The following is a 24,458-nucleotide window of genomic DNA, read 5'->3' as shown; positions in this document are numbered from 1 at the left end:
ATCCTGCCTATTGCAATGTTCAATACAGAGAATAGGCAGGGAAAATCGTGCTAACTTATTCGTTTACTTCACTTTCAGGCAAAGATATCAACGCCGTTGACGGATGATGCCATTGATCTTAGCTGTTCTGGTACGTCTAATAATTCACTTGTGCTTTCTGATGAATGACCAAATTGTTGTTGGTAAGACAGGCCACGGTTATTGCCATCGTTGTTATTACCCGCCATTTGCTGCTGCCAGGCAGATGAATCACTGCCTACGCTGCTCTGACCAAGGTTAATTCCGCTCTCTGCCATCGCATTACGCAGGTGAGGCAGCGCAGCTTCCAGCGCTGAGCGAACCTGGCTGTTTGCTGAAGCCAGATGAATTTGAGCCTGGTTATCATCAATTTTTAGACTGATGTGCAGGGCACCCAATTCCTGTGGGTTCAAACGTAACTCTGCGGTCTGCTGACCATTACGGCTGAACATAATGATTTGCTGGCCCAATGCGTCTTGCCATTGCGGTGAACCAAATGGTGCGTTTAGTTGAGCACTCGCTGCCTGAGGGGCTGGCGTAGTCGTTCCCACCGATGCTGGCTGAATATGCATAGCCTGTGCAACAGGTGGCGTTGTTTGAGACGCGCTGTTGCCTAATGTAGAGACTGATTCAGACATATTGCGATCGCCCGCAAGGGAATTTGGCGTCGTTAGCGCAAACTTTGCAGCCTCATCAGCAGACTCGGTTGTTGTTGATGAGGTTTGCTTGGCTGCATGATGCAGATCGCGTGATATGCCTGCATCTTTATCTTGCGTCACTGACGCGTCGAGCAATTTTGCCAGTGTGCCTTTAGCACTGTCACCCGTATTGTTTAGTGCTGATGCGGAGGTCTCATTCTGGCGTTTAGCGTCAATGAATCCCGGAATCGTTAACCCTGCATTTACGGCATTCGCTGCAATATTATCAGCGGCAGGTTGTGTAGGAAGCGGCGTTGTCTGCAACATGGCAAGCAGTGCCTGCATGGCGATAGTGTCATCTGTCGTGCTGCCACTCTCTTTTTTATCCAGACTCTTCAACTTCGCCAGCCCTACAATTTCTGGATTTTGCTTACCCGCTGTCATCGTTGCTCCCGTGAGAGAGCTGAAGGAAGAAAGCAGGGCATTTAAATCGTCACGGCTAAGCGAAGCATTATCTTTCCCTAATGCGCTTAACAGGGCTTCTTCGTCTACTTTATCGAGCGTTTTTTTACCCGAAGTATCGGCTACTTGTGATATGCGTTTGCTCAACAGATCAACAAAATCTTTTGGCAGCTCACCCTGTGTCAGTAATGAAGCAGAAGAACTGCTTGTATCACTGGCAGTGGTAGCTATAGGTAACGCGGACAGATTCATGATTCTGCTTTCCTCTGTGAGGCCCGTTGGGCAAATTCATCCATTTGTTTTTGTTCTATTTTATTTTCTTTGGCAAGCTGTCTTGTCAGTTCGCGATCCTGCAATTTTTCAAATGCGTTCAAGCGTTGCTGTTTTTCTTGCCAAGTCTTCATTGCTAAATCTAAACGTGATGTCCACTGCGAGAGCTGTTGTCTGTGTTGCTCAATTGCACTGTCCAGCGTTCGGATGAACTGCTGATAATTTTGCCAGCTATTATTCGCCATACCAGAGGACATCGTCGAGTTCAATTTTTGACGATAGTCATCCTGATAGTTTAACAGCATATTGAGCTGCTGCTCAGCCTGTTGATGTGCCTGACGCACTTGCCCCAACTGGCCTGCAGCTTTCTCAACGTCCTTCTGCGCCAGTTCGCGTAGTGTAACCAGCGGTGACTGGGTTTTCATCTGCTCTCCTACTCGTTACGAGGGAAAATAGTGTGCAACGCCTGGCAGGATTCTTCATAGTTACTTTGTTCAAACATACCCTGCTGCAAAAAGGCTTCCAGATGCGGGTAAAGCCGAATTGCTTTGTCAAGCATAGGGTCGCTGCCTGCGGCGTAGGCACCAACACTGACTAAATCACGGTTACGTTGGTAGCTGGATAGTAACTGTTTAAACTGCCTTACAGAAGCATAATGCCCTTCATCGATCAGCGCTGTCATCGCACGACTAATCGATGCTTCAATATCTATTGCCGGATAATGGCCAGACTCAGCTAATTGACGTGACAGCACGATATGTCCGTCAAGGATGGCGCGTGCGGAGTCAGCGATAGGATCCTGCTGATCGTCACCTTCTGTTAGAACAGTATAGAAGGCGGTGACTGAACCACCTCCATGAATACCATTACCTGCGCGTTCTACTAGCGCGGGTAATTTAGCGAAGACAGAAGGGGGATACCCCTTGGTCGCCGGCGGTTCGCCAATGGCTAACGCAATTTCACGCTGTGCCATGGCATAGCGTGTGAGCGAATCCATGATGAGCAAAACGTGGTGCCCGCGATCGCGAAAATCTTCAGCAATACGCGTGGCATACGCGGCACCCTGCATCCTTAATAATGGAGAAACATCGGCTGGTGCAGCAATAACGACGGAGCGTGCCCGTCCTTCAGTACCCAGGATATTCTCGATAAAATCTTTTACTTCTCGGCCACGTTCACCGATAAGGCCGACAACGATAACGTCAGCTTGAGTATAGCGTGCCATCATGCCCAACAGCACACTTTTACCCACCCCTGAACCTGCAAACAGGCCCATTCGCTGCCCCCGACCTACGGTAAGCAAGGCATTGATGGCTCGAACACCCACGTCCAGAACACTTTCGATTGGCGTTCTCTGTAATGGGTTGAACGGCGGCGTAATCAGCGGTGCGCGATAGCCTGTATCTGGCGCGGGTAAACCATCAAGCGGTTTTGCGCTACCATCCAGTACACGACCCAGTAATTCAGGGCCTAAGGGCAATTGCTTTCCTTGACTGCTGCTGTCCTGGCCGACGCGGGCGTAGACACGAGCTCCAGGGGTAATACCTTCAACTTCTTCCAGTGGCATAAGAAAGAGTTTTTGCCCGTTGAAACCGACAACTTCGCTTTCGATTTCTTCAACCTGCGAGCCATTCTGTCGTTCAATGAGGCAGGTGGCGCCCAGTGGCATATGTAACCCTGTCGCTTCCAATACCAAACCTGTCGCCCGGGTTAAGCGGCCGTAACGACGCACCGAAGGCGTGTCATCAATACGCTTCTCAAATGAATCGAGAGAAGAAAGCCAGCGTCCGAGGCGTGAAGTCATTATAGCTCTCCCGGTGCGGCTAAACGGCAAAGCTCATGCCAGCGTGTCGCCAGACTGGCATCCAGATCGCCTTCTTCTGCGCTGACCTTACAGCCACCAGGGTGAAGTTGGCTATCGGCAAGTAATCTCCAGCCATGAAGACTGAGAGTTGGGCCCAAATATTGTTCAACACGTTCCAGATCTGAAGGGTGGACGCGCAACTGCGTTTTACCTGAAAACATAGGTTCTTGTTGAATCAATTGCTGTATCTGGCCGAGCAGTGCATTGCCATCGCATACCGGAGGCTGTCCCAGAATCTGCTTAGCGGCGGTCAAAGCCAGTTGCATCAGACGTGCAGGAATTACACTGTCGAGCGTATCCAGCGATTGTTGAAATTCAGTGACCATTTGCTGCATCTGTTCGATGATCGGCTGTTGCTGCTGTAAGGCGTTCTGCAAACCCTGCTGTTGTCCCTTGGCTAAGCCTTCCTGATAACCGGCGTCATAGCCTTGTTGATGACCTTGCGCAAAACCCGTTTCTCGTGCCTGTTGCATTGTGCTTTCACGCAGAGATGCGAGTTCGTCCTCTGCAGCAGAAAGGGCGTTTTCTTCAGAGAAACGCTCCATGTCCGGCAATTCAGGTTCATCATTGACCTGATAGGCTGGAACAGGCTTTGCAACAGCGGGGGCAGCCAGGTCGTTGAGTTTCCAGGGCTGCCAAGCCAGGTTTTTGGGGGCGTTAGACATAAGCATCCTCGCCGCCACCGATAATCATCTCGCCGCTGTCTGCCAGTCGACGGACGATAAGCAGAATAGCTTTCTGTTCGTTTTCGACCTGCGACATACGCACTGGACCACGAGTTGCAAGGTCGTCGCGAAGAATTTCCGCAGCACGCTGAGACATATTGCGCAGGAATTTCTCGCGTAATGGCTCTTCGGCACCTTTCAATGCCAACAGCAGAGACTCGGACTCGACTTCTTGTAGAAGGCGCTGGATGCTGCGGTCGTCCACGTCCACCAAGTTTTCGAACAAGAACATTTCGTCGATGATTTTTTGCGCCAGCTCGCCATCGAATTCGCGTACTGCATCGATAACCGCTTCTTCCTGCTGGGTTTTCATCAGGTTGATAATCTCAGCTGCAGTACGAACACCACCCATTTTGCTGCGTTTGAGATTCTGGCCATCCAACAAGCCATTCAGAACATCTGTCAATTCTGCCAGTGCGGAAGGTTGAACGCCGCCGAAGGTCGCGATACGTAGCATAACGTCATGACGAAGACGTTCGTCAAACAGGGCTAAGATATCGGCAGCCTGAGCACGCTTCAGGTGTACCAGGATAGTTGCGATAATCTGCGGATGTTCGTCGCGAATAAGGTCTGCGGCAATCTGCGGTTCCATGAAGTTGAGTGTTTCCATTCCACTCGTAGAGTCGCGGCTTTCCAGAATATCTTCCAACAGGCTAGACGCTCGCTCTTCACCAAGTGCTTTGACAAGCACTGAGCGAAGGTAGTCACCTGCATTCACACTGAGCGCGGCATATTGCTCTGAATCAGCCTCAAATTCTCTCAGGATTTCGAGCAACTGCTGTTGTGAGACCTGTCGCATGTTCGCCATTGCAGAACTAAGGTGCTGTACTTCTTTAGTCGAAAGATGAGTAAACACTTCTGCCGCACGGTCTTCACCAATGGTCATCAATAAGATGGCGCTTTTTTCTGTTCCTGTCAGGGTCATAGTTCAGTACTCATCCATTGACGAATTACCAGAGCGACAACGCGTGGATCGTTCTCTGCCATTTCACGTATGCGATTACTTTGCATTTCTGCATTGACGCGTTGCTGCGATTTCCGCTGCTGTTCAACTTCCGAGCTACTCAGGTTGACCATAACATCGCTGTCTGCACCTTGAGACAGGGCAGCCGCCGCCAGTGCCGCTTCTTGTTGTTGTGTTTTTCTTTGCAATTGCGGACGAACCAGCTTACGCCACAGAATCCAGGCAACGATCAGAACTAGCAGCCAACGGCCAGCTTCCATCAGGAGATCGAAGAATGCCTGTTTTTGCCAGAACGGGAGTTCGCCAGAACCGTCGGTGCTGTCCATAAATGGCGTATTAACGACATTTAATGTATCGCCGCGTTCAGCAGAGAAGCCCATTGCTTCGCGTGCTACCGTTTCAATCTGTTTGATCTGCTCTTCCGTCAGTGCAACCGGTTTGCCATCCTCACCAGGAGGCTGGTAGTTAACAATAACGGCCGCAGACAAGCGCTTCACACCACCCGTGCTGTGTTTGGTATGTAAAATCGTCTTGTCGACTTCATAGTTGGTTGTTGCATCATTGCGAACATTTGATGTTTGAATAACGGTATTCGCATTTGCCGCATTAGCTTGCGCACCTGCCGCATTGTTTTGGTTCTGCTGGCCAGCCTGATTGTTCGCATTGGCGTTGGCATTATTTGGCTGCGTTGCGATAGGCGCTGTAGGAGCTGGTGCGGGCTGATTGGTTAATGCACCAGGAACGCCACCGACGTTAGGGCCTCCTCTTTGCTCACTCTGGCTGGTTTGCTGAGAGCGAACTGCCGCTTTATCTGGCGGTTGGTTGGGTTGATATTGCTCATCAGTTTGTTCACGAGCAGAAAAATCGATTTGTGCGGTGACCTGGGCATGTACGTTACCCATGCCAACCATTGGCGCGATAATTGACTCTATGCGGCGTTGGTACATCGCCTCGACTTCGTTGCTGTATTTCAGTTGCGCTGCATTCAGGTCGCGGCCGCTGCCGCCAGCCTGGGTTAACAGGCGTCCGGTCTGATCGACGACCGTAACATTATCTGGTGGCAGGCCAGCAACACTGCTGGAAACCATATAAACGATGGAATTGATTTGCCCTTCATCTAATGCACGACCCGGCTGTAATGTCAGGGTGACGGACGAAGAGGGGGCTTTTTGTTCACGAACGAACAGTGAAGGCTTCGGTATAGCAAGGTGAACTCGCGCATTCTGAACGGGGCCGAGTGTTTCTATCGTTCTGGACAGCTCACCTTCCAGTGCACGCTGATAGTTAATTTGCTCACTGAATTGGCTGATGCCAAATTTTTCCTGGTCGAGCAATTCAAAGCCAACTGCGCCGCCTTTTGGCAGCCCCAATTGGGCAAGTCGGAGTCGGGTCTCATAGACATTTGCGGCAGGAATCATGATCGCCCCGCCATTTTCCGCAAAGCGATAGGGGATATTCAGCTTCGTTAATTCACCGACAATCGCACCACCGTCACGGTCATTTATATTGCTATAAAGCACTCGATAGTCTGGGCCTTTGGCCCATAGCGTCAACGCAACGACGATCGCAATGGTCGCAGCGGCTGCGATCAATAGCGGAATTTTCGGATTGGCGCGTAACCGGTTGAGTATTTCGCCAAAGCTATTTTTACCGGTAGCGGAGCCGGTTAATGAGGCGTTCATACTCTATCTCTGCTTGGTTGTTGAACGATATACTTAACGTTGTGACGTGACAAAACAGAACTCCCTGATTGCGCAATCAATAAAACATTTCGCCTACATTTATCGGCATGTCATTATTTTCCGTAAAAGAAAAATCGATGGGTCGATAAGGTGGCATTTTTCGCGCTAATTGTGCGATTTATCTGAAAAGCGGTGTGGTAGGGTAATGCTGTCATAGAAAATGCATAAGCAGTCTACTCTGTATGATGTAGTGAGGTGTTATGTCAGTTCAAGGTATAGATGGTGTTTTACAGCAAATGCAGGTCAAAGCTCTGCAGGCTGCTGATACGCCAATAGCCAGACCATCGGTAGAACCTGGTTTTGCCAGTGAGCTGAAGGCCGCGATCGATAAGATCAGCGACACGCAGCAGACGGCTCGTACGCAGGCTGAAAAATTTACCTTGGGTGTGCCAGGCGTAGCATTGAATGATGTGATGGTGGATTTGCAGAAATCATCCATTTCAATGCAGATGGGCATTCAGGTGCGTAATAAACTGGTATCTGCGTATCAGGAAGTGATGAATATGTCTGTTTGATGTTGTCTAATGACATCAATCTGCAACTAGCAAAGTCATTGTGCGTAATCTCACTGCTAATGCAATGGAATTACGCACAATCTTTATTTGTACCGACTTCCCACCTGTGTCTATTCCCTGTCTTCACGTTCTCTAATCTTTAAATGCTTAACGCGTACTGATTTCGTTATGCCAATAGTCTGAGCATGTAGAGTAAAAGCATCGTTTGTGGGTAAAAAAACGCGCCCGTATCAAGTGAAGATAGGGCGCGTATACATAACGAATATGAAATTATGAGCTTGGTTCACCTGGAGCGGGTTCACCTGGTAGCAGTCGCTGCCCTGCAAATTCGCTATAAGTCGTATTAATTGACTTTTGCTTCAGTGATTGCCCCATTAACGAACTTAACTCGTCCATCCGCTTCTGCAGAAGTTGTTTTACTTTCGCTTCATTATCCATCACTTCCTGCAAAATTTGTCGCAGATGCAAACGCATCACGCTGTCAATTTCGTCAGGAATTGGCGTGTTAACCAAGCCTTCAACAGACTGAACATAAACAATCTCTTGCTCAACCAACGTATCCCACTGGCCGCTGACGGCCAAATGAAGAATTTTTTGACTCAGAGACAAAAGCTGTTGGTAATCTTTTAGAAGCCGATGGGGGGAGGCCATTAGCGTACTTCCTGCTCTGGTTTGTAATTAGGGCCGATTTGCCGCCAGGCATCAGCGATATTTTCCAACAATGCTTCGACTTCCTCTATCGCTTTTGCATCGTTATGTAAATTGGCAATCAACAAACGTTGAGACATGTAGTCGTAAAGGGCAGACAGGTTTTCAACAAGTTCGCCCCCTCCTTCCATATCCAATCCGGTTTTTAGTCCGTTATTGATAATGTTGATTGCTTTAGATAACGCCATACCTTTACCCTGGATGTCGCCTTGCTCCATGAGGATGCGCGCGCGCACCATCGCACTGCGCGCGCCATCAAACAGCATGACGATAAGCTGGTGAGGGCTTGCGCTCATCACACTGCTTTCGAGGCCTACTTGAGCATAGGCTTGGCTGCCTTTCATGTTGTACATCACGTTACCTATCTTTCTTTCAGCGAAAATTTAGAGTTTAGAGAACATGCTCGTTAAACGGCCCATGGTGCTATTCATTTCACTCATGGCTTTATCCAGTTCAACAAACTGTTTTTGATAACGGGCAATGGTATCTTCTATGCCATTTTTGACGAGAGTTGCCCGAGAATCCAACTTTTTCAGCGTACTATTAATACCATCTTCCTTGGTTTTGATTAGACCCTCACTCGTATCGAGGATTTCTTTCAGGTATGTACGTGTTTGGGTCGCAAATCCGGTTTTGTCGTTATCACCAACAAAAAACGCTCGAACCTTGCCGGGTTCTTCTTTCAACGCTTTGTCTAACTTGGTATCACTGATTTCCAACTTCCCGGTTTTGAAGTTTTGTGTAATACCAAGATCTGCCAGAATACGGAATTCATCGCTGTCACTTTGTACCGTTGTGAGCTGCGCCTTGAGTTTATTCTGGATACCACGAACAGTAGAATCTCCCAGCAACGCACCATTGCTACTTAATTGGGATTCGCCCGCCTCAACCGCAGTGTACTTTGTTTGAGCTGCGATGGTATCTTGCAGCGCATTGTAAGCATCAACCCAGGCTTTGATCGTATCCTTCATTCCGGTGATATCCTGCTCAATCGTCAGGGTTTCCGGTTTGGTTGCCTCAGTTTGGGCAAGAAGATTGATCGTTACACCTTCAAAAGCATCAGAAATAGAATTACTTTGTCTTTCTATATCAATACCATTCGCCGTGATTTGCGCGTTTTTGGCTGCTACCTTTTCTGTTGGCGCGCCATTAAAGACGTTTGTGTCGTCCCCCCCGATGGAGATTTTACTCTCAGTACCGCTGTTCTTTGCGGTTAGCATCAGGTAGTACTCATTATCCTTCGCTTTGACGACGCTCGCCGTCACGGTGCCATTAACTTTGTTGATCGCGTCGCGAACATCGTTTAATGAGGTTTCACCCGCTTTAATATCTATTTCCAGATATTTTAAGTAGTCATCACCCACTTTGGTGAATTTACCATTATCCTGAGCAATAACGAGTTTTGTATCTGTTGCACTTAAGGGCTCTGTTGCACTGGTTTTGGCTGTTGACGTTATGGAATGTGCTTGCGCCAATTGTTTCACTTCAATACTGAAGGTGCCGGCAACGGCTTTACTATCAGTGGTTGTCGTAAACGCTTTGTTCGTGCTGGTGACTTTGGTTGATGTGATACCATCAATCGAACCCTTAACGATGCCGAAAGATTCAGAGATGGCTAAAGCATCATTCGCTGTTTTAAGTTTATCAAGGGCGCCTTTGAGGGCACTGATGCCGCTTAGCTGTGACTTGAAGCTGGATTGCTGAGTTGTTATTGGTACAAGCCTTTGATTTTCAGCGGTTCTAAGCTGCGTGAGCAATTCGTTTAAACCCAGACCTGAACCTACACCTAATGAAGAAACGCTTGCCATGATAGAATCCTTTTATTCAGAGTTCGATGAGCTATGAAGCCATTATCGGCAGGATAGAAAATAAGTTTAGCAGTAAAGAATAGTCATCTTTATTGCTAGTTAATGTTGTAGAAGAGGGGCTATCAGAATTGCCTTCTAAACAATAAAAATGAATTTAGGCTAAAAAAAAAGTTAAAGCTTCTGGAAAGCGTTCCGATAAATGTTAGCGACGGGGATGAACCCGTGGGTCTAACCCGAAACCGATAACCACTGATTAAGGAACGCTATCATGGCAGTAATTAATACTAACATCATGTCTCTGACTACTCAGAACAACTTGAACAAATCTCAGTCTGCTCTGGGTACCGCTATTGAGCGTCTGTCTTCTGGTCTGCGTATCAACAGCGCGAAAGATGACGCAGCTGGTCAAGCGATCGCTAACCGTATGACCGCTCAGGTTAAAGGTATGACTCAGGCAGCACGTAATGCCAACGATGGTATTTCCCTGACTCAGACTGCTGAAGGCAACCTGAACGAAATCAACAACAACTTGCAACGTATCCGTGAACTGGCAACGCAAGCAGCGAACGATCCTAACGGTAAAACTGACCGTGACTCTATCGTCAAGGAAATGACTCAGCGCATTAACGAAGTTAACCGTGTTGCTCAGAGCGCTTCTTTCAACGGTACTAAACTGCTGGACGGTTCTGCAAGTGCTGGCATCATCATTCAGGTTGGCGCTAACACTGGTGCAACTGAAACTATTACCATCGACAGCACCGCACTGATCAACGCCACCACTGGCGGTACTGGTTCAATGAGTGATGTTGCAGCTAAAATCACTTCTCTGGGCGCTGTTGCTACCGGTAGTTCTGCTAACTCAGCAGCTCAGGCTCTGATCACTTCTCTGGATACTGCTCTGTCAGCTGTTGATGCTGCACGTAGTAACCTGGGTGCGATTCAGAACCGTTTCGAATCTACCATTACTAACCTGAACAACTCTATCAACAACCTGTCTTCTGCTCGTAGCCGTATTGAAGACGCTGACTACGCAACTGAAGTATCAAACATGAGCCGTAGCCAGATTCTGCAGCAGGCTGGTACTTCTGTACTGTCCCAGGCAAACCAGGTTCCACAGACTGTTCTGTCTCTGCTGCGTTAATCCCCAGCCAGACAAACGCTGTAACTTATATCATAAGCCAGTCCTCCGGGACTGGTTTTTTTATGGCAAACGTTCTGTGCGTTAATGCTGTTGTGAAACCGTACTACCTCTCCCTAACGTATGTTATACGCCTAATATTTCCCTCTATTTATAAGATTGCGTATCTTAATAGTTGATACGATAGTAGTAATTCATTTTTCCTCTCATGAAAGGTTTTCCCTTCTGATGACTTTAGATACTGCTGCCAGCCATCCAACAATGAGCGCGGCTGATCGTTGTCCTTTGCCTTATACCTCACCGACGCATTTGCAAGCCGTGGCATACTTGCATGGCATTGTGGCAGCGGACCCTGACAGGGCGCGAGTACTGGAACTGGGATGCATGAGTGGCGCGAATCTGCTGCCATTTGCCACTGCATATCCGCAGGCACAGGCTATTGGTATCGATCTTGACGAGGAAAAAATTGCCCAAGGGCAGATGTGGGTACAGCAGTATGGGCTAACCAACCTGCAACTTCAGGCAATGGATTTGGCATCGCTTTTGGACAGCGATCTTGGCAAATTTGATTATATTATTGTTAATGGTGTTTTTGGACTGATCAGCGGCGAAGCACGCTCGATGTTGCTGGCATATTGTCAACGCCACTTAAGTGCAAAAGGCGTGGTGTGTTTTTCCTATTCGACTTATCCAGGTGGGAAAACAGAAGAAATCCTGCAGGATGCCTTAAATCTGCATGCCAGCCTGGCAGAAACACCGGAACAACAGCAAGCCAGCGCCAGAGCCATGTTGAGTTACTTAGCGCTGGGTATGTCAGCAGGTAATCCTCAGAGAACCGCTATTGCGACCCTGGTTGAAGAAGCTGAACAACTGGGAGATGTGTCACTCGCGCTCAACTATTTACAAGGCCTGAATCAACCCTGCTATCTGCTCGACTTTAATGCGCAGATTACGCAAGAAGGCTTGGCTTATGTTGGCGAAATTGAGCCTCACACTGAGATAGCCTCTCACTATGGTGAGCAGGTAGATAACTTACTGCGCACAATCTGTCCAGCTGGCAATAAGATATTAAAACAGCAGTATCTAGATTTTAACGTCGGGCGCAAACGTCGATTTAGTCTGCTGGTCGCTGCTGAACGCGCGGAAAAGCTGGAATCGGAAATTGATGTCTCGCGACTGGATAAATTGTCTTGGGCCGGTAGTTTCCGCCGTGTAATGCTGAATAAAGGGCTGGCGTCTAATTCGTATGTTACCAATACCGGTATACAGATATCGACCGATCACGAACTGACACAGCAAATTCTGGATGTCTTAGGTAATGCGTGGCCAGCGAGTGTTTCCTTTAAGCAACTGATATTCAATACGCATTTTCCTGAAAGAGAAAACGATGAGCAAGAACATGAAAACAATGTGCGTGAATCTCTTTATGCTTTATTAAAGCAGGGAATGTCGAGCATTCATTTCTGCGTCGGTGAATGTGCTTATCGTAAAAGTGAATTCAGCGCACTGCGAGTATTACCGAACTGTGGGGATATTTATCCTGCATTTAACTATTGGTATGAGTCTTTCACGCTGCCATTAGCGGCTCAGGGGCTGAAAATTCCAATGGGCTTACTGGATGAGCCGGAAGAGGGCTCATTAGCGCTGTTAGATGAATTGCACCATAAAGGTTTGATGATTGGAAGTGCGTTGGCATGGCAGCGTTATTTCCAAAAACGTATGGAACTAGCCAAGGATGTTAACGAGGTTATCCACAATGTAAGCCCGCTGATTATGTATTCCAGTAATGCGAGCGGTGGGGGGTTATTCAAGGCTAGTGATGTCATAAAAGTTGAGAAAAGTAGAAAAGAATTCGTTAACGATCCTATTGATGCGAAAGTTAAGCGTCAATTATATGATTTATTACAGAAACAGAAATACGATGAAGCGCGCGCTCTGGCTGAAGAGTTGACGGTAAAACAACCGAATAATCTGCAAAATTGGATCACGCTAGAAAGAATCAACTTCGTTACTGGCGATAAAGATGCGGCAATTTTCTCGTTAGCAAAAGTCATTTCTATGCATAGCAATGCATGGTTGGTCTACAGCGAGTTGGCCAGTCTATTGCATAATACATATCATTACTGGGAAGCAATTAACCTGGCCTACAGGATTATTCGCTGCGATGGAAATGTTGCTGTTGCCTGGAATGTGGTGGCGCTCGTTTATTTAAAATTTGAAAATATGGCCGGTGCAGAAGTATGCATAGAAAAAGCAATAAAACTTCTACCTAACGATGCGGCGGTATTAAATGCAATGGCGATGGTGTTGGATAAAAAATCTGATGTCGAAAGTGCAATTGAGTACTATCGCAAGGCTGTTGCTAATGCTCCTGAAGATTTAAGTTTATACAGCAATCTTCTGTTCGCTTTACTGCATAATGCTAAGATTCCTGCTTCAGAGATTTTTGCTGAACACTTGTTATATGGTGAAGTAGTAGAAAAACGGAATGGCGCACTTGCTCCAGTGCATTATCTGCAAAATAAAGATCCCGATAGAGTGTTGCGCGTTGGCTTTGTGTCTGGCGATTTATATTCACACCCAGTCAGCAAATTCTTATCGCCTGTATGGAATGACATCGATCATCAGCATTTTTCCCTCTATGCCTATTCCACATCACATCATTATGATGATGTCACTCGCATGCTGGAAAAAAGTTCAGCGGCATGGCGTAACGTAGCGAGTAGCAGCGATACTGAATTATTCGAGTTAATTAAACGGGATGAGATAGATATTCTTTTCGATCTTTCCGGCCATACTGGCGACAACCGTTTATCAATGTTTGCTATGAAGCCTGCACCGATCCAAATTAGCTGGATTGGTTATCCGGGAACGACTGGATTAAAGGCGATGGATTACTATCTGGTTATGAACCATGCCCCATACCCAGAGGTTTTAGCCCATCAATTTACTGAAAAATTACTGTACGTGCTATTTGACCGACAGTTTGAGCCCGTGGTCAATGGTCCTGAGGTCAACGATCTTCCCGCACTGACAAACGGTTATCTCACTTTCGCTAGCTTTAACAGGCCGACGAAGATTAACGATACCGTATTATCGGCATGGGGAAAGATCCTCGTTCAGTTGCCAACGAGCAAGATGATCATTGGTGCGTTGCCTAGCATGCAGACAAGGGAACATATACGTAAAAAGCTAGAGGCACAGGGCGTTCAGCCCGAGCAGCTAATTTTCCGTGAACGCGTCAACATAATGAATTATCTCGCTATGCACCAGGAAATCGATGTGTTGTTGGATACGTTCCCCTATACAGGGGGAACCACGACGAACTACGCTTTGTGGATGGGCGTGCCGACTCTGACGCTGGCCGGTGAAACCTATGCTGCTCGCCAAGGGGTGGTCAACCTTGGTCAGGCTGGTTTGAATGAGTTTATTGCAGATTCAGAAGCAGACTATATCGACAAGGCCATTTCCTGGAATAACCGGTTGGATGAACTGAATCAAATTCGCCATAGTTTACGCAAGAAAATGGAGCATGACATCGATACTGCAGACGTAACGTCTTCAACGTATTTTCAACAGGCGTTAAGAACGGTATGGAAAGCCTACTGTGCTGGTGAGCCGCCTAAAAGCTATTCGATAGGTCACTAACTGATGTCATGTAAGTGATAGTTTGTCACGGATGAATGTCACCAGGTTGATTGGTAAATGGATAAGATAATGGCATTTATGTTTATGCCATTATCTCTAAAAGTTGATGTTCAAACGTACTGCCGAATAAGTGGAAGTCGGCTGCGATATTATAGAAAGAGAATGTAGCATTGTTATTTTTGTCAGGAGCACTAAGCCAAACCTGAACATTTTCTTTTTATATCATTAATATGGGTGAAGTTTCAGCGCTTTGGTAGCTGCGAGTCAAGGGCGGTAGCGTTGATTGCGAATAATCTATAAGCGGAAGATGGTGAAATGAAAAAACCAGTGTATGTAACAAGCCCGTTATTACCGTCTTTGGATGAATTTACTCCTTATCTTGAAGAAATATGGGAAAATAAGTGGCTGACGAATAATGGCGCCTTCCATCAGCGTTTAGAGCAAGCTTTGGCTGAGTATCTGGGCGTTCCGTATCTTAGTTTGTTTTCTAATGGTACGCTGGCATTACTCACTGCTTTGCAGGCGTTACGTATCACCGGTGAGGTAATTACTACACCTTACTCGTTTGTAGCGACATCGCATACATTACTATGGAATGGATTAAAACCAGTATTTGTTGATATCGATCCCGTGACATGCAATCTTGATCCCTCGAAATTAGAACAGGCTATTACGCCAGCAACATCTGCCATTTTACCCGTGCATTGTTATGGCTTGCCTGCGGATGTTGACCGAATTCAAAATATTGCTGATATATATGGTTTAAAAGTGATCTATGATGCGGCTCATGCTTTTGGTGTTAAAAAGGATGATGTCAGCATACTAAATCATGGGGATCTTTCTATCCTCAGCTTTCATGCAACGAAAGTTTTTAGCACTATTGAAGGTGGTGCGATTATTTCTCAAGATGAAAAAACGAAAAAAAGAATTGATTATCTTAAGAACTTTGGCTTTGTTGATGAAGTGACAGTTGTGGCTCCTGGCATTAATGCAAAAATGAATGAGGTTCAGGCCGCATTTGGATTGCTTCAATTAAAACATATTGATTCAGCATTAAATCAGCGTAAAAATATCTATTCAAGATATTGTGATCTTTTGAAAAATATATCAGGAATTAAGGTGTTGAGTATTCCTGATGATGTGACCTGGAATTATGCCTATTTCCCTATTTTCTTCTCTGATACTTTCCCGAAGAAAAGGGACGAGGTTTACGATATCCTGAGGGAAAATAATATATATGCTCGTCGATACTTTTATCCTCTGATTAGCACATTCCCTATGTATCGAGGGTTAGACTCAGCTAAAGAAGGTGGGCTACCCACAGCATCTCATATAGCCGACAATGTCCTCTGTCTTCCAATCTACCCTGATTTGTCAGATGAAAGTATATTGGATGTTGTTAGGTGTATTTCTGACTGTGTAAACTGAAAAGTATTTTAGGTCGAAGAAAGTAATAGAGTGAGTTATTATTTTCAGTAAAATATAATTTTTAATTTACAATGCGAAATTTATATTAGTTAGTATTTTAGTTTTATCAGGAGATAGCGTTGATAAAATATGCGGTAATGCAACCTTATTTCTTCCCTTACATTGGCTATTTTCAGTTGATGGCCGAAGTAGACGTTTTTGTGGTTTACGATAATATAAAATATACTAAAAAGGGATGGATAAATCGAAATCGCATTTTATTAAATGGGAAGGATAGTACATTTAGCTTACCATTGAAGAAAGATTCTGATTTTTTAGATGTTAAAGATAGAGTGTTATCAGAGACATTTAATAGAGATGATTTAATCAACAAGATTCGTGGGGCTTATCGGCGCGCACCTTACTTTAAAAATGTTTTCCCATTGCTGGAAAGCATAATAAATTATCGGGATGATAATTTGTTTAATTATATATTATATTCCTTGGAGAGTATTAAGGGATATCTTGGTTTAACATGTGATATAAAAGTATCATCTTCTATTAACATCGACCACTCACTAAAATCTCAAGACAAAGTTCTTGCCTTCGGGAATGCCCTTGGTGCGAAATCGTATAGCAATCCACCAGGTGGTATTTCTCTGTACTCCCAAGAGGCCTTTTCTTTGCACGGAATGACTCTGAATTTTATCCAGCCAAATAATATTATTTATAAACAATTTGATGAACCTTTTGTGGCTTGGTTATCAATCATTGATGTCATGATGTTTAATTCCAGTGATGAGGTATTTCACCTTATTACTAATGAATATGAGTTGATATAAGTATGTTTAAGTGGAAAAAGCTAGGCAAGGTCTTTACCCCACAAGATGTTAATGATCGCCTTTGGCTTAAAGAATTTGCACAAGCACCTGCAACGCTTGTTTTTGATGATTTTGTTCGTGTTTATTTCTCTTGTCGCCCACCTGCTGATGAACAGGGTATGTATGTTAGTTATTCAGCCTGGGTTGATCTAGATCGCAATAACCTATTCAAAGTATTACGTGTTTCTGAAAACCCTATTTTACCGCTGGGGCAATCAGGTGAGTTTGACGAATTTGGTACCTATCCCGTGTCCGTCGTTCGCGATGAAAATATTTTTCGCGCATATTATGCTGGATGGACCCGATGTGAATCAGTACCTTTCAATGTTGCTATTGGTATGGCTACTAGTGATGATGGGGACGTATTCCGCAAAGCTGGACCAGGGCCAATTATTAGCTATTCCCCTGAAGAACCCTTTGTTATGAGTGGGCCAAAAGTTCGCCGCTTTAATGGTGAATGGCAGCTATTCTACATTGCCGGTCGTAGATGGAAACTCGTTGATGGTCGCGCAGAGCCTGTTTATAAAATCCGCATGGCGGTATCGAGCGATGGCATAAATTGGCGGAAGTTAAATAAAGATTTAATAAGCAGTCGAATTGAAGAGGATGAAGCGCAGGCGAGTCCGGATGTGTTTTATGCGAACTGTAAGTACCATATGTTTTTTTGCTACCGCTATAGCGAACATTATCGAGGGAAAAAGCATGGGTACCGTATTGGATACGCATGGAGCTCCGATCTTATTGACTGGCACCGTGATGATGAAAAGGCAGGAGTTGACGTGTCTGAAACAGGATGGGACTCGGAAATGATCAGCTATCCCCATGTGTTTGAGCTTGATGGCAAAGTCTATATGGCATATTTAGGCGATCAAGTTGGGCGCTATGGTTTTGGTTTGGCACAGTTAGAAGGAGAATTGCGCTAATGCTGACATGGCGTAAACATGGGCTCATCTATTCACCTCAGGCGCATCCACCTTTGATTGGTGGGGCAGGGTATGCCCAATCCCCTCAGGCCTTAGTATATGATGACTTTGTTCGTATCTATTTTTCTACTCGCGAAATAGATGAGAAAAATGATAAATTTATCAGCCGAGTTGCCTATGTAGATATGGATAAAAATCTGCAGGAAATCCTTAAAGTCAGCCCGGCACCTGTCATTGCCCACGCTGAATTAGGCACGTTTGATGAACATGGTATCTTCCCCTTTAACGTCTTGCGCCACAATGATGTGGTGATGGCTTGGACGACAGGGTGGAATCGCCGGGTCTCTGTTTCTGTTGATACTTCGATAGGTTTGGCAATTAGCCGTGATGGCGGTAATACGTTTCAACGACATGCGACTGGCCCTGTAATGTCAGCCTCTTTGCACGAACCTTACTTGGTCGGGGACGCTTTTGTTCTGCATATCGAAGGGCGCTTCCATATGTGGTACATCTACGGTGTGGGTTGGAAAAAGCAACAGTCTGATTCTCCACCAGACCGTATTTATAAAATTGCACATGCTGTTTCTGATGATGGCATCGACTGGGTACGAGAGAGTAAGCCTATTATTGCCGATCGGCTCGGTGATGATGAATGCCAGGCGCTGCCTACGGTGATCAAAGTGGGCAATCGCTATCACATGATTTTTTGTTATCGCGAGTGCTTCGATTTCCGCTTAGGTGCCGGGCGTGGATATCGTCTTGGTTATGCCTGGTCAAATGATCTTATTACATGGCATAGAGATGATACTCAGGTGCCTGCCATTTCGGAATCAGGCGAGTGGGATAGTGAAATGCAATGTTATCCTCACCTTTTCCAATGCAATGAGAAGGTTTATTTGCTCTATAACGGCAACGCATTCGGAAAAGAAGGTTTCGGTTTGGCTGAGTTGACCGCATGCAGCGAATGATTATACGTCAGAATAGCGCCACCGCTGAGGAGATCGCATCACATCTGCGTGCCTGTGATGATGTATTTGTCCGTGCGCTGGAGAGCAGGGTTGAAATAGCGGCCTATGCAGATAAAATCGCTCGCCTTGCATACTGCATTGAAGGGTGGAGAGACGAACGTTTAGTCGGCCTTGTCGCTGCATATTTTAATGCGCAAACAAGGATTGCATTTATTACTAATGTTTCGGTATTAGCAGAAGCTCAGGGCGTAGGTTCTGGTGGCATTCTGTTGGAACAGTGTATAACGAAAATGCAAGATCTGGGCGCGATAGAAATACGTTTGGAAGTTGAAGAAAGTAATCAGGTTGCCAGAAGCTTTTATCTAAAACACGCCTTTATTCAGTCAGAAATTATCGGCAATATCCTAAAGATGATCCGACATTGTGAGAAGAAAATATGACAGCCAGCAGAAATTATGATCAGGAAATTAAGGATGCAGCAGACCATAAATACGCCTATAATTTCGACTTTGATGTAATGCATCCTTTTATGGTACGTGCATTTACCCCTTTCTTTCGGCCAGGAAATTTACTGGAGTTGGGGAGCTTCAAAGGTGATTTCACTTCACGACTACAGGAACATTTCAACGATATCACATGCGTTGAAGCTTCTGCAGAGGCTATTTCACATGCTCAAGGCCGGTTAAAAGACGGAATTACCTATATCCACTCACGTTTTGAAGATGTTCAATTGCCTCGCCGTTATGACAATATTATTCTGACGCATGTGCTTGAACATATTGACGATCCCGTTGCTCTACTTAAGCGTATTAACGACGAATGGTTAGCCGAGGGTGGGCGTTTATTCCTCGTTTGTCCTAATGCTAATGCAGCTTCCCGTCAGATAGCAGTAAAAATGGGCATTATTTCCCATAATTCGGCGGTGACTGAAGCTGAATTTGCTCACGGGCATCGCTGTACGTATGCATTAGATACGCTGGAACGTGATGCGAGTCGTGCGGGGTTAAATGTTACATATCGTTCAGGTATTTTCTTTAAAGCGCTGGCTAATTTTCAATGGGATCAAATATTGCAAACGGATATTTTATCAAAAGAATATTTGGACGGTTGCTACCAGCTTGGTCAACAATACCCTGACCTTTGCGCAAGTATATTTTTACTCTGCGAGAAAGGAATAAATCAATAATATTATTCGCATTGATTTAGATCTGATCTGGCAGTTGCTGCTGGCTTTTATAGCCATTTGCCAGATCACATTTTATTTGAATTTTTTCACTGCATGCCATCCGATATAACATCTGTAATGTCATTGTATTCATCGATATCACGGATGCAGTTTAACTGTAGCGACATTATTTTTAGTGTGCTCGGCCTTGCCAAGCATCTGTAATATATAAAATGGCCGCATTCTGTTGTCAGACAATTATCTGCAACGATCCCCGGTTTGATCTGCCTTTCCATAAAACAGCCTTTCCTCTGCCAGAGGTCTGCGCTAGAATCTTCTCCTTCGAAAGAGATATACATCACAGATTTTCTGTCGCATTACACCATATGTACGTGCCGTCTGTGTTTCTCTCCGCAGACGCCTTACTCAGTCCTGTCATGCATAGCATGAATAACCCTCCTTTTTTGACGCTATTCAGACGATTGGCTACCCTACCTAAAAGCATAATAGTGTCGATAACATTATCATCGTAGGTATTTGTCACTGTGAGCGATTTGTATACCGCCGAAGGCACAATGGATAAAAATTCCCTTTGGAAGCGCTATGTACCACTAGTGCGCCATGAAGCCTTGCGTTTACAGGTTCGTCTCCCCGCGAGTGTTGAGCTTGACGATCTGCTACAGGCTGGCGGTATCGGCTTGCTAAGCGCAGTTGAGCGTTATGATTCGTTACAAGGTACGGCGTTTACCACCTATGCCGTCCAACGAATTCGCGGTTCGATGCTGGATGAATTACGAAGTCGTGATTGGGCTCCACGCAGTGTACGGCGTAATGCGCGGGAAGTGGCACAAGCAATGCAACAGGCTGAACAGCAGCTCGGTCGTACTCCAACGGAGCAGGAAGTTGCGCAGACCTTGAATATCACGCTTGAGGATTATCGTCAGATATTGCTGGATACGAATAACAGCCAGCTTTTCTCTTACGATGAATGGCGTGAAGAACATGGTGACAGCGCAGAGGCGTTACTGGAAGGCAATGAAGATGCGAATCCATTGCATCAACTGATGGAAGGCAATTTGCGTCATCGTGTAATGGATGCGATTGAAAGCCTGCCAGAGCGTGAGAAGTTGGTATTGACGCTTTACTATCAGGAAGAGCTGAACCTGAAAGAGATCGGTGCCGTTCTTGAAGTCGGAGAGTCGAGAGTCAGTCAGTTGCATAGCCAGGCGATAAAGCGCCTGCGCGTGAAATTAATGAACGATGTTTAATTGCGCTGCGTAGGAATACTGTTATCAAAGTATATCTTCAGTCACTGAAGTAGCAGGGCTATGACCTTGTTTGAATATCGATGCGTGTCTTGCATCAGTATTTACATGAATCATGTCACCTGTTTTTAGCATACCAGGCTCTCTGGTGTAATGAACGATGCTATCGCTTCACATTGAAGTTATATATTGTCATGGAATGGATTCATGCACCCATCAATTCGGAAGAAACAGCTCCTAAGCCGTTATCTGAAAGACTTCAAACACAGACAAACCAACTGTTCCCAGTGTGATAAAGAGCTCGACCGCGTTTCACTGGTATTTCGCAATCAGCTCATCAATAAAAAATCGATCGGCAGCATCGACCGGCTTATCGACGACGACACATGGTCCAGTCTGCAACAAGAATTAATCCCACTTTGCCGCTTTTGTAGCGAAATATTATGCAATACCACTGCTAGCTATTTCGATATTAAAGCTTTCACACAGTATCTGATTGAGCAGACTGAAGTCCGCCATAGCACGATGCGCGAGTATGTCATTCGCTTGCGGCGCCTGGATGAGCTGCTTGCCGCTAATAATTATCCCGCAGAAACTTTTTCCCGACACCGCGATGGGGTACAGCAGCGCGTATGTGATTACCTTCCCGGTATTGAGCAAAATATTTACCGCAGCGCCTTACGAAAATACGATCAATATCTGGACTGGCAGCGGCATTTCTGACGCACATCATGCGTCGTTCTCAGGCTGATATTGCCAAACCATGGAATACTGACTATACGTAAATGTTATGACAGTGTAAAAAATGCTTGCATTGCAGAGGCAAATTATTGCACTGTCATACTACTGAAATCATTCGGCACTAATTTTTAGGCAATGGTTAGCAGTAGTTCTACGATGCGATCAATCATTATTCAGTGGAATAGTCGTTGTCACAGTGAGGAACGCGAATGGTAATGTCCTTTTCTGGACTTTGTAGTCGATGCCAAGATTCTACACCGCCGACTCGCCGATGCGAGGGATTTTCCTCCCACTTATTTTCAACACTGCGCCATTCTCTTGTTACCCAAACTCTCCGTATATTTTCTTTTTCTATCCATGAGCACTTGACCCGTTTTTCACTCTGTTCGTGGATGAATCATGCGTATTCTCTGTCTGCTATTGGCTTAATAAGGAAGCCTAACCTCGTTAGTGAGTTAAACGTCACGCGCTGTAGAGCAGTGCGGTAAGTGAAACAAACTGTAAGGTGCCACTATGGGAAGACAAAAAGCAGTGATCAAAGCTCGTCGTGAAGCCAAACGCGTTATCCGTCGTGAGTCGCGTAGCCACCGTCAGCGTGAGGAAGAATCGGTCACTTCTCTGGTACAGATGGGCGGGATTGAAGCAATCGGAATGGCGCGTGAAAATCGTGATAATTCTGTTATTCAAGCTCGTACTGTTGCCCAGGAACATTACTTGTCTGCGATAGAAAATAAACAGTTGATTTTTGCCACAGGCGAAGCTGGCTGCGGTAAAACGTATCTGAGCGCTGCGAAAGCGGCGGAGGCACTAATCCATAAAGAGGTTGAGCGTATTATTGTTACGCGGCCAGTATTACAGGCCGACGAGGATCTTGGCTTTTTACCTGGAGATATTGCGGAGAAGTTTGCGCCTTATTTCCGCCCGGTTTACGACATACTTTTGCGTCGACTGGGGGCCTCTTTCATGCAGTACTGCTTGCGGCCGGAAATCGCCAAAGTCGAAATCGCGCCTTTTGCGTATATGCGCGGGCGGACATTTGAAAATGCAGTTGTGATTCTGGATGAGGCGCAAAACGTGACAGTGAACCAAATGAAAATGTTCCTGACGCGTTTAGGTGAAAATGTCACGGTTATCGTCAATGGCGATGTCACGCAGTGTGATTTACCATCTGGGGTTAAATCCGGCCTGCGCGACGCACTGGAGCGTTTCGTTGAAGATGACATGATTGGCGTGGTCTCTTTTGGTAAAGAGGACTGCGTGCGCTCGGCGCTGTGCCAGCGTACGCTCCATGCCTATGGCTGATGTTTGTGTGACATAGGAATGAACGTTCCTATGACATCACCATAAAAAAGCGCCCCTGATTTGCATCAGGGGCGCTTTAATATCAGGTATGTAGATGTTGGATGGAGTGACTCGCGGCGTTATGCCGCTTGCTCTGCGGGCCGCCGTTGTCGGTCCCAAACGCCAGTCCTGTCGTTTTGTCGAACCCAGTCAAGGTTTCTCATCCGTCCCATCACCATAAAAGAAAACGCCCTTAACTTGCGTTAAGGGCGTTTTCTTTTATATGGCGGTGAGGAAGGGATTCGAACCCTTGATACGTTTTCACGTATACACACTTTCCAGGCGTGCTCCTTCAGCCTCTCGGACACCTCACCGGGGGTTGCCTGCAAGGGGCAACGGGGCGCTACTATAGGGAGTCGCTTAGCTTCGGTCAAGCAGTATTTAGCACGAACGGTGCGTATGGCTAAGCATTGAACGGTAACGGATAGTCCGCGTAATCCTGTCGTTAACATGTAGGCAAAATAAATAGGGAATTGGCATAAAAAAACCACAGACCGCGATGGCCTGTGGTTCTTTTTCAGCTTTTGACGATTACGCCAGCAGCGTTTTGATGTAGCTGGTCAGTGCTTCGTCTTTGCTGTTAGCGAAGAAGTATTCCTGGAATTTAGGACCAGCAATCGCGCCTTTAACCAGATCCTGATCGAGACCTTTCAGGATGGTGATCAGATCGTTGTAGGTCACTGCTTTTACGGCATCCAGAATTTTCTTGTTACGTTGTTGAGGTGCAACGCGATCGCTCGGATAGCCGCGGCCGCCTTCTTCTTTGAACAGCTGGGTAAACAGGTTTTCCAGGTTCAGTTCAGCGCCCCAGCCAAAGCCTTTAGCGTAAGGAACGGATACCGCGTTACCGTTGTTGATCTGAGAGAACAGGTAAGCATCAGATGGGTCAACAACCAGACCGCAAATTACGCCTGGGAAAGAGTTACAAGCCAGCATTGCGCCCTGGCCAGTACCGCAACCGGTCACAACGAAATCAGCCGCGCCAGAGTTCAGCAGGATAGCTGCCAGAATACCGTTCTGGATGTAGGTCAGCTGCGCTGCATCTTCAACGGCGTATTGGCCGTAGTTGTGTACAGTGTGGCCCAACGGTGCAACCGCTTTGGTCAGAGACTCGGCGATGATGGCGTTTTTGGCAGCTTGGCTGTTCTCGTTAATCAGTGCAATTTTCATGTTCGTTCCTTTTCTGTGACGGACAAATACATTTTTTAAAACTGTATTTCAATTTGATGTGTGCAGTATACCGTTTCAAAAATAAAGCGCAAATCGT

General features: G+C 46.0%; 22 protein-coding genes and 1 tRNA gene. 12 read left to right on the top strand and 11 right to left on the bottom strand.

The genetic code is table 11. The features are described 5' to 3' along the window. Positions 1-74 precede the first annotated feature (74 nt). Genes H4F65_RS05255 through fliF form a run of 6 tightly spaced genes read right to left on the bottom strand, consistent with a single transcriptional unit; the run spans position 75 to position 6,623 of the window. On the bottom strand, positions 75-1,370 hold the full coding sequence (locus tag H4F65_RS05255) for a flagellar hook-length control protein FliK (RefSeq protein ID WP_010279622.1): 1,296 nt from the start codon (positions 1,368-1,370) through the stop codon (positions 75-77). Beyond that, a complete protein-coding gene (gene fliJ, locus H4F65_RS05250) occupies positions 1,367-1,813 on the bottom strand; it encodes a flagellar export protein FliJ (RefSeq protein ID WP_010279625.1) in 447 nt (148 codons plus the stop codon). The genes H4F65_RS05255 and fliJ overlap by 4 nt, the downstream gene beginning before the upstream one ends. A gap of 8 nt (positions 1,814-1,821) precedes the next feature. Then, positions 1,822-3,192 carry a flagellar protein export ATPase FliI gene (gene fliI / locus H4F65_RS05245; protein WP_010279628.1) on the bottom strand — a complete coding sequence of 457 codons (1,371 nt, stop codon included), beginning with the start codon at positions 3,190-3,192 and terminating at the stop codon, positions 1,822-1,824. Next, positions 3,192-3,917, bottom strand: a complete 726-nt coding sequence (gene fliH, locus H4F65_RS05240; protein ID WP_010279630.1) for a flagellar assembly protein FliH — start codon at positions 3,915-3,917, stop codon at positions 3,192-3,194. Before fliH ends, fliI begins: the two co-directional genes overlap by 1 nt. Further along, positions 3,910-4,902, bottom strand: coding sequence for a flagellar motor switch protein FliG (fliG, locus tag H4F65_RS05235; protein ID WP_010279631.1), 993 nt, complete (start codon positions 4,900-4,902; stop codon positions 3,910-3,912). Before fliG ends, fliH begins: the two co-directional genes overlap by 8 nt. Next, a complete protein-coding gene (gene fliF / locus H4F65_RS05230; protein ID WP_010279633.1) occupies positions 4,899-6,623 on the bottom strand; it encodes a flagellar basal-body MS-ring/collar protein FliF in 1,725 nt (574 codons plus the stop codon). The genes fliG and fliF overlap by 4 nt, the downstream gene beginning before the upstream one ends. Before the next feature lie 260 nt (positions 6,624-6,883). Between fliF and fliE the strand changes: the two genes are divergently transcribed. Continuing rightward, positions 6,884-7,198 carry a flagellar hook-basal body complex protein FliE gene (gene fliE, locus H4F65_RS05225; protein WP_010279635.1) on the top strand — a complete coding sequence of 105 codons (315 nt, stop codon included), beginning with the start codon at positions 6,884-6,886 and terminating at the stop codon, positions 7,196-7,198. Positions 7,199-7,468: 270 nt separating this feature from the next. On the opposite strand, the gene fliT is transcribed toward fliE, so the two are convergent. Genes fliT through fliD form a run of 3 tightly spaced genes read right to left on the bottom strand, consistent with a single transcriptional unit; the run spans position 7,469 to position 9,714 of the window. Then, positions 7,469-7,849, bottom strand: coding sequence for a flagella biosynthesis regulatory protein FliT (gene fliT / locus H4F65_RS05220; protein WP_010279637.1), 381 nt, complete (start codon positions 7,847-7,849; stop codon positions 7,469-7,471). Further along, positions 7,849-8,259, bottom strand: a complete 411-nt coding sequence (fliS, locus tag H4F65_RS05215) for a flagellar export chaperone FliS (RefSeq protein WP_010279640.1) — start codon at positions 8,257-8,259, stop codon at positions 7,849-7,851. The genes fliT and fliS overlap by 1 nt, the downstream gene beginning before the upstream one ends. A 30-nt stretch (positions 8,260-8,289) precedes the next feature. Beyond that, the gene (gene fliD, locus H4F65_RS05210; protein ID WP_010279642.1) at positions 8,290-9,714 is read right to left on the bottom strand and encodes a flagellar filament capping protein FliD; all 1,425 of its coding nucleotides are present in this window, start codon (positions 9,712-9,714) and stop codon (positions 8,290-8,292) included. Between the two features lie 268 nt (positions 9,715-9,982). On the opposite strand from fliD, the gene H4F65_RS05205 reads away from it, so the two are divergent. From H4F65_RS05205 to phoH, 11 genes are all read left to right on the top strand, one after another. Further along, positions 9,983-10,855 (top strand): flagellin N-terminal helical domain-containing protein, encoded by an 873-nt coding sequence (locus H4F65_RS05205; RefSeq protein WP_010279647.1) that lies wholly within the window; start codon positions 9,983-9,985, stop codon positions 10,853-10,855. A 225-nt stretch (positions 10,856-11,080) separates the two neighbouring features. Then, positions 11,081-14,500 carry an O-linked N-acetylglucosamine transferase family protein gene (locus H4F65_RS05200; RefSeq protein WP_039319757.1) on the top strand — a complete coding sequence of 1,140 codons (3,420 nt, stop codon included), beginning with the start codon at positions 11,081-11,083 and terminating at the stop codon, positions 14,498-14,500. A 315-nt stretch (positions 14,501-14,815) separates the two neighbouring features. After that, the gene (locus H4F65_RS05195; RefSeq protein ID WP_010279649.1) at positions 14,816-15,928 is read left to right on the top strand and encodes a DegT/DnrJ/EryC1/StrS family aminotransferase; all 1,113 of its coding nucleotides are present in this window, start codon (positions 14,816-14,818) and stop codon (positions 15,926-15,928) included. A gap of 119 nt (positions 15,929-16,047) precedes the next feature. After that, positions 16,048-16,749, top strand: coding sequence for a WbqC family protein (locus tag H4F65_RS05190; RefSeq protein WP_010279650.1), 702 nt, complete (start codon positions 16,048-16,050; stop codon positions 16,747-16,749). A 2-nt stretch (positions 16,750-16,751) separates the two neighbouring features. Beyond that, positions 16,752-17,711: a glycoside hydrolase family protein gene (locus H4F65_RS05185; protein ID WP_010279651.1), complete on the top strand. Its 960-nt coding sequence runs from the start codon at positions 16,752-16,754 to the stop codon at positions 17,709-17,711. Further along, positions 17,711-18,679 carry a glycoside hydrolase family protein gene (locus tag H4F65_RS05180; RefSeq protein ID WP_010279653.1) on the top strand — a complete coding sequence of 323 codons (969 nt, stop codon included), beginning with the start codon at positions 17,711-17,713 and terminating at the stop codon, positions 18,677-18,679. Before H4F65_RS05185 ends, H4F65_RS05180 begins: the two co-directional genes overlap by 1 nt. Next, the gene (locus H4F65_RS05175) at positions 18,667-19,119 is read left to right on the top strand and encodes a GNAT family N-acetyltransferase (RefSeq protein WP_010279655.1); all 453 of its coding nucleotides are present in this window, start codon (positions 18,667-18,669) and stop codon (positions 19,117-19,119) included. Before H4F65_RS05180 ends, H4F65_RS05175 begins: the two co-directional genes overlap by 13 nt. Further along, positions 19,116-19,865, top strand: coding sequence for a class I SAM-dependent methyltransferase (locus H4F65_RS05170; protein ID WP_010279658.1), 750 nt, complete (start codon positions 19,116-19,118; stop codon positions 19,863-19,865). Before H4F65_RS05175 ends, H4F65_RS05170 begins: the two co-directional genes overlap by 4 nt. A 524-nt stretch (positions 19,866-20,389) precedes the next feature. Further along, the gene (locus tag H4F65_RS05165) at positions 20,390-21,112 is read left to right on the top strand and encodes an RNA polymerase sigma factor FliA (protein ID WP_014915881.1); all 723 of its coding nucleotides are present in this window, start codon (positions 20,390-20,392) and stop codon (positions 21,110-21,112) included. Positions 21,113-21,316: 204 nt separating this feature from the next. Then, a complete protein-coding gene (fliZ, locus tag H4F65_RS05160; protein ID WP_010279662.1) occupies positions 21,317-21,832 on the top strand; it encodes a flagella biosynthesis regulatory protein FliZ in 516 nt (171 codons plus the stop codon). A 531-nt stretch (positions 21,833-22,363) separates the two neighbouring features. Further along, the gene (phoH, locus tag H4F65_RS05155) at positions 22,364-23,152 is read left to right on the top strand and encodes a phosphate starvation-inducible protein PhoH (protein WP_010279663.1); all 789 of its coding nucleotides are present in this window, start codon (positions 22,364-22,366) and stop codon (positions 23,150-23,152) included. 263 nt (positions 23,153-23,415) lie between these two features. On the opposite strand, the gene H4F65_RS05150 is transcribed toward phoH, so the two are convergent. Then, positions 23,416-23,505, bottom strand: a tRNA-Ser gene (locus H4F65_RS05150). Between the two features lie 217 nt (positions 23,506-23,722). Further along, on the bottom strand, positions 23,723-24,361 hold the full coding sequence (locus H4F65_RS05145) for an RpiB/LacA/LacB family sugar-phosphate isomerase (RefSeq protein ID WP_010287191.1): 639 nt from the start codon (positions 24,359-24,361) through the stop codon (positions 23,723-23,725). Positions 24,362-24,458: the final 97 nt, after the last annotated feature.

Origin of the sequence: Pectobacterium brasiliense (assembly GCF_016950255.1) — a bacterium.
In the GTDB taxonomy this organism is placed as follows: Bacteria; Pseudomonadota; Gammaproteobacteria; order Enterobacterales; family Enterobacteriaceae; genus Pectobacterium; species Pectobacterium brasiliense.
This window is presented reverse-complemented; position numbering and strand designations above follow the sequence as displayed.

What these genes read in the sequence shown, in the direction of transcription:
- H4F65_RS05255 (WP_010279622.1), bottom strand. Translation starts at nt 1,370, where the DNA reads ATGAATCTGTCCGCGTTACCTATAGCTACCACTGCCAGTGATACAAGC.
- fliJ (WP_010279625.1), bottom strand. Translation starts at nt 1,813, where the DNA reads ATGAAAACCCAGTCACCGCTGGTTACACTACGCGAACTGGCGCAGAAG.
- fliI (WP_010279628.1), bottom strand. Translation starts at nt 3,192, where the DNA reads ATGACTTCACGCCTCGGACGCTGGCTTTCTTCTCTCGATTCATTTGAG.
- fliH (WP_010279630.1), bottom strand. Translation starts at nt 3,917, where the DNA reads ATGTCTAACGCCCCCAAAAACCTGGCTTGGCAGCCCTGGAAACTCAAC.
- fliG (WP_010279631.1), bottom strand. Translation starts at nt 4,902, where the DNA reads ATGACCCTGACAGGAACAGAAAAAAGCGCCATCTTATTGATGACCATT.
- fliF (WP_010279633.1), bottom strand. Translation starts at nt 6,623, where the DNA reads ATGAACGCCTCATTAACCGGCTCCGCTACCGGTAAAAATAGCTTTGGC.
- fliE (WP_010279635.1), top strand. Translation starts at nt 6,884, where the DNA reads ATGTCAGTTCAAGGTATAGATGGTGTTTTACAGCAAATGCAGGTCAAA.
- fliT (WP_010279637.1), bottom strand. Translation starts at nt 7,849, where the DNA reads ATGGCCTCCCCCCATCGGCTTCTAAAAGATTACCAACAGCTTTTGTCT.
- fliS (WP_010279640.1), bottom strand. Translation starts at nt 8,259, where the DNA reads ATGTACAACATGAAAGGCAGCCAAGCCTATGCTCAAGTAGGCCTCGAA.
- fliD (WP_010279642.1), bottom strand. Translation starts at nt 9,714, where the DNA reads ATGGCAAGCGTTTCTTCATTAGGTGTAGGTTCAGGTCTGGGTTTAAAC.
- H4F65_RS05205 (WP_010279647.1), top strand. Translation starts at nt 9,983, where the DNA reads ATGGCAGTAATTAATACTAACATCATGTCTCTGACTACTCAGAACAAC.
- H4F65_RS05200 (WP_039319757.1), top strand. Translation starts at nt 11,081, where the DNA reads ATGACTTTAGATACTGCTGCCAGCCATCCAACAATGAGCGCGGCTGAT.
- H4F65_RS05195 (WP_010279649.1), top strand. Translation starts at nt 14,816, where the DNA reads ATGAAAAAACCAGTGTATGTAACAAGCCCGTTATTACCGTCTTTGGAT.
- H4F65_RS05185 (WP_010279651.1), top strand. Translation starts at nt 16,752, where the DNA reads ATGTTTAAGTGGAAAAAGCTAGGCAAGGTCTTTACCCCACAAGATGTT.
- H4F65_RS05180 (WP_010279653.1), top strand. Translation starts at nt 17,711, where the DNA reads ATGCTGACATGGCGTAAACATGGGCTCATCTATTCACCTCAGGCGCAT.
- H4F65_RS05175 (WP_010279655.1), top strand. Translation starts at nt 18,667, where the DNA reads ATGCAGCGAATGATTATACGTCAGAATAGCGCCACCGCTGAGGAGATC.
- H4F65_RS05170 (WP_010279658.1), top strand. Translation starts at nt 19,116, where the DNA reads ATGACAGCCAGCAGAAATTATGATCAGGAAATTAAGGATGCAGCAGAC.
- fliZ (WP_010279662.1), top strand. Translation starts at nt 21,317, where the DNA reads ATGCACCCATCAATTCGGAAGAAACAGCTCCTAAGCCGTTATCTGAAA.
- phoH (WP_010279663.1), top strand. Translation starts at nt 22,364, where the DNA reads ATGGGAAGACAAAAAGCAGTGATCAAAGCTCGTCGTGAAGCCAAACGC.
- H4F65_RS05145 (WP_010287191.1), bottom strand. Translation starts at nt 24,361, where the DNA reads ATGAAAATTGCACTGATTAACGAGAACAGCCAAGCTGCCAAAAACGCC.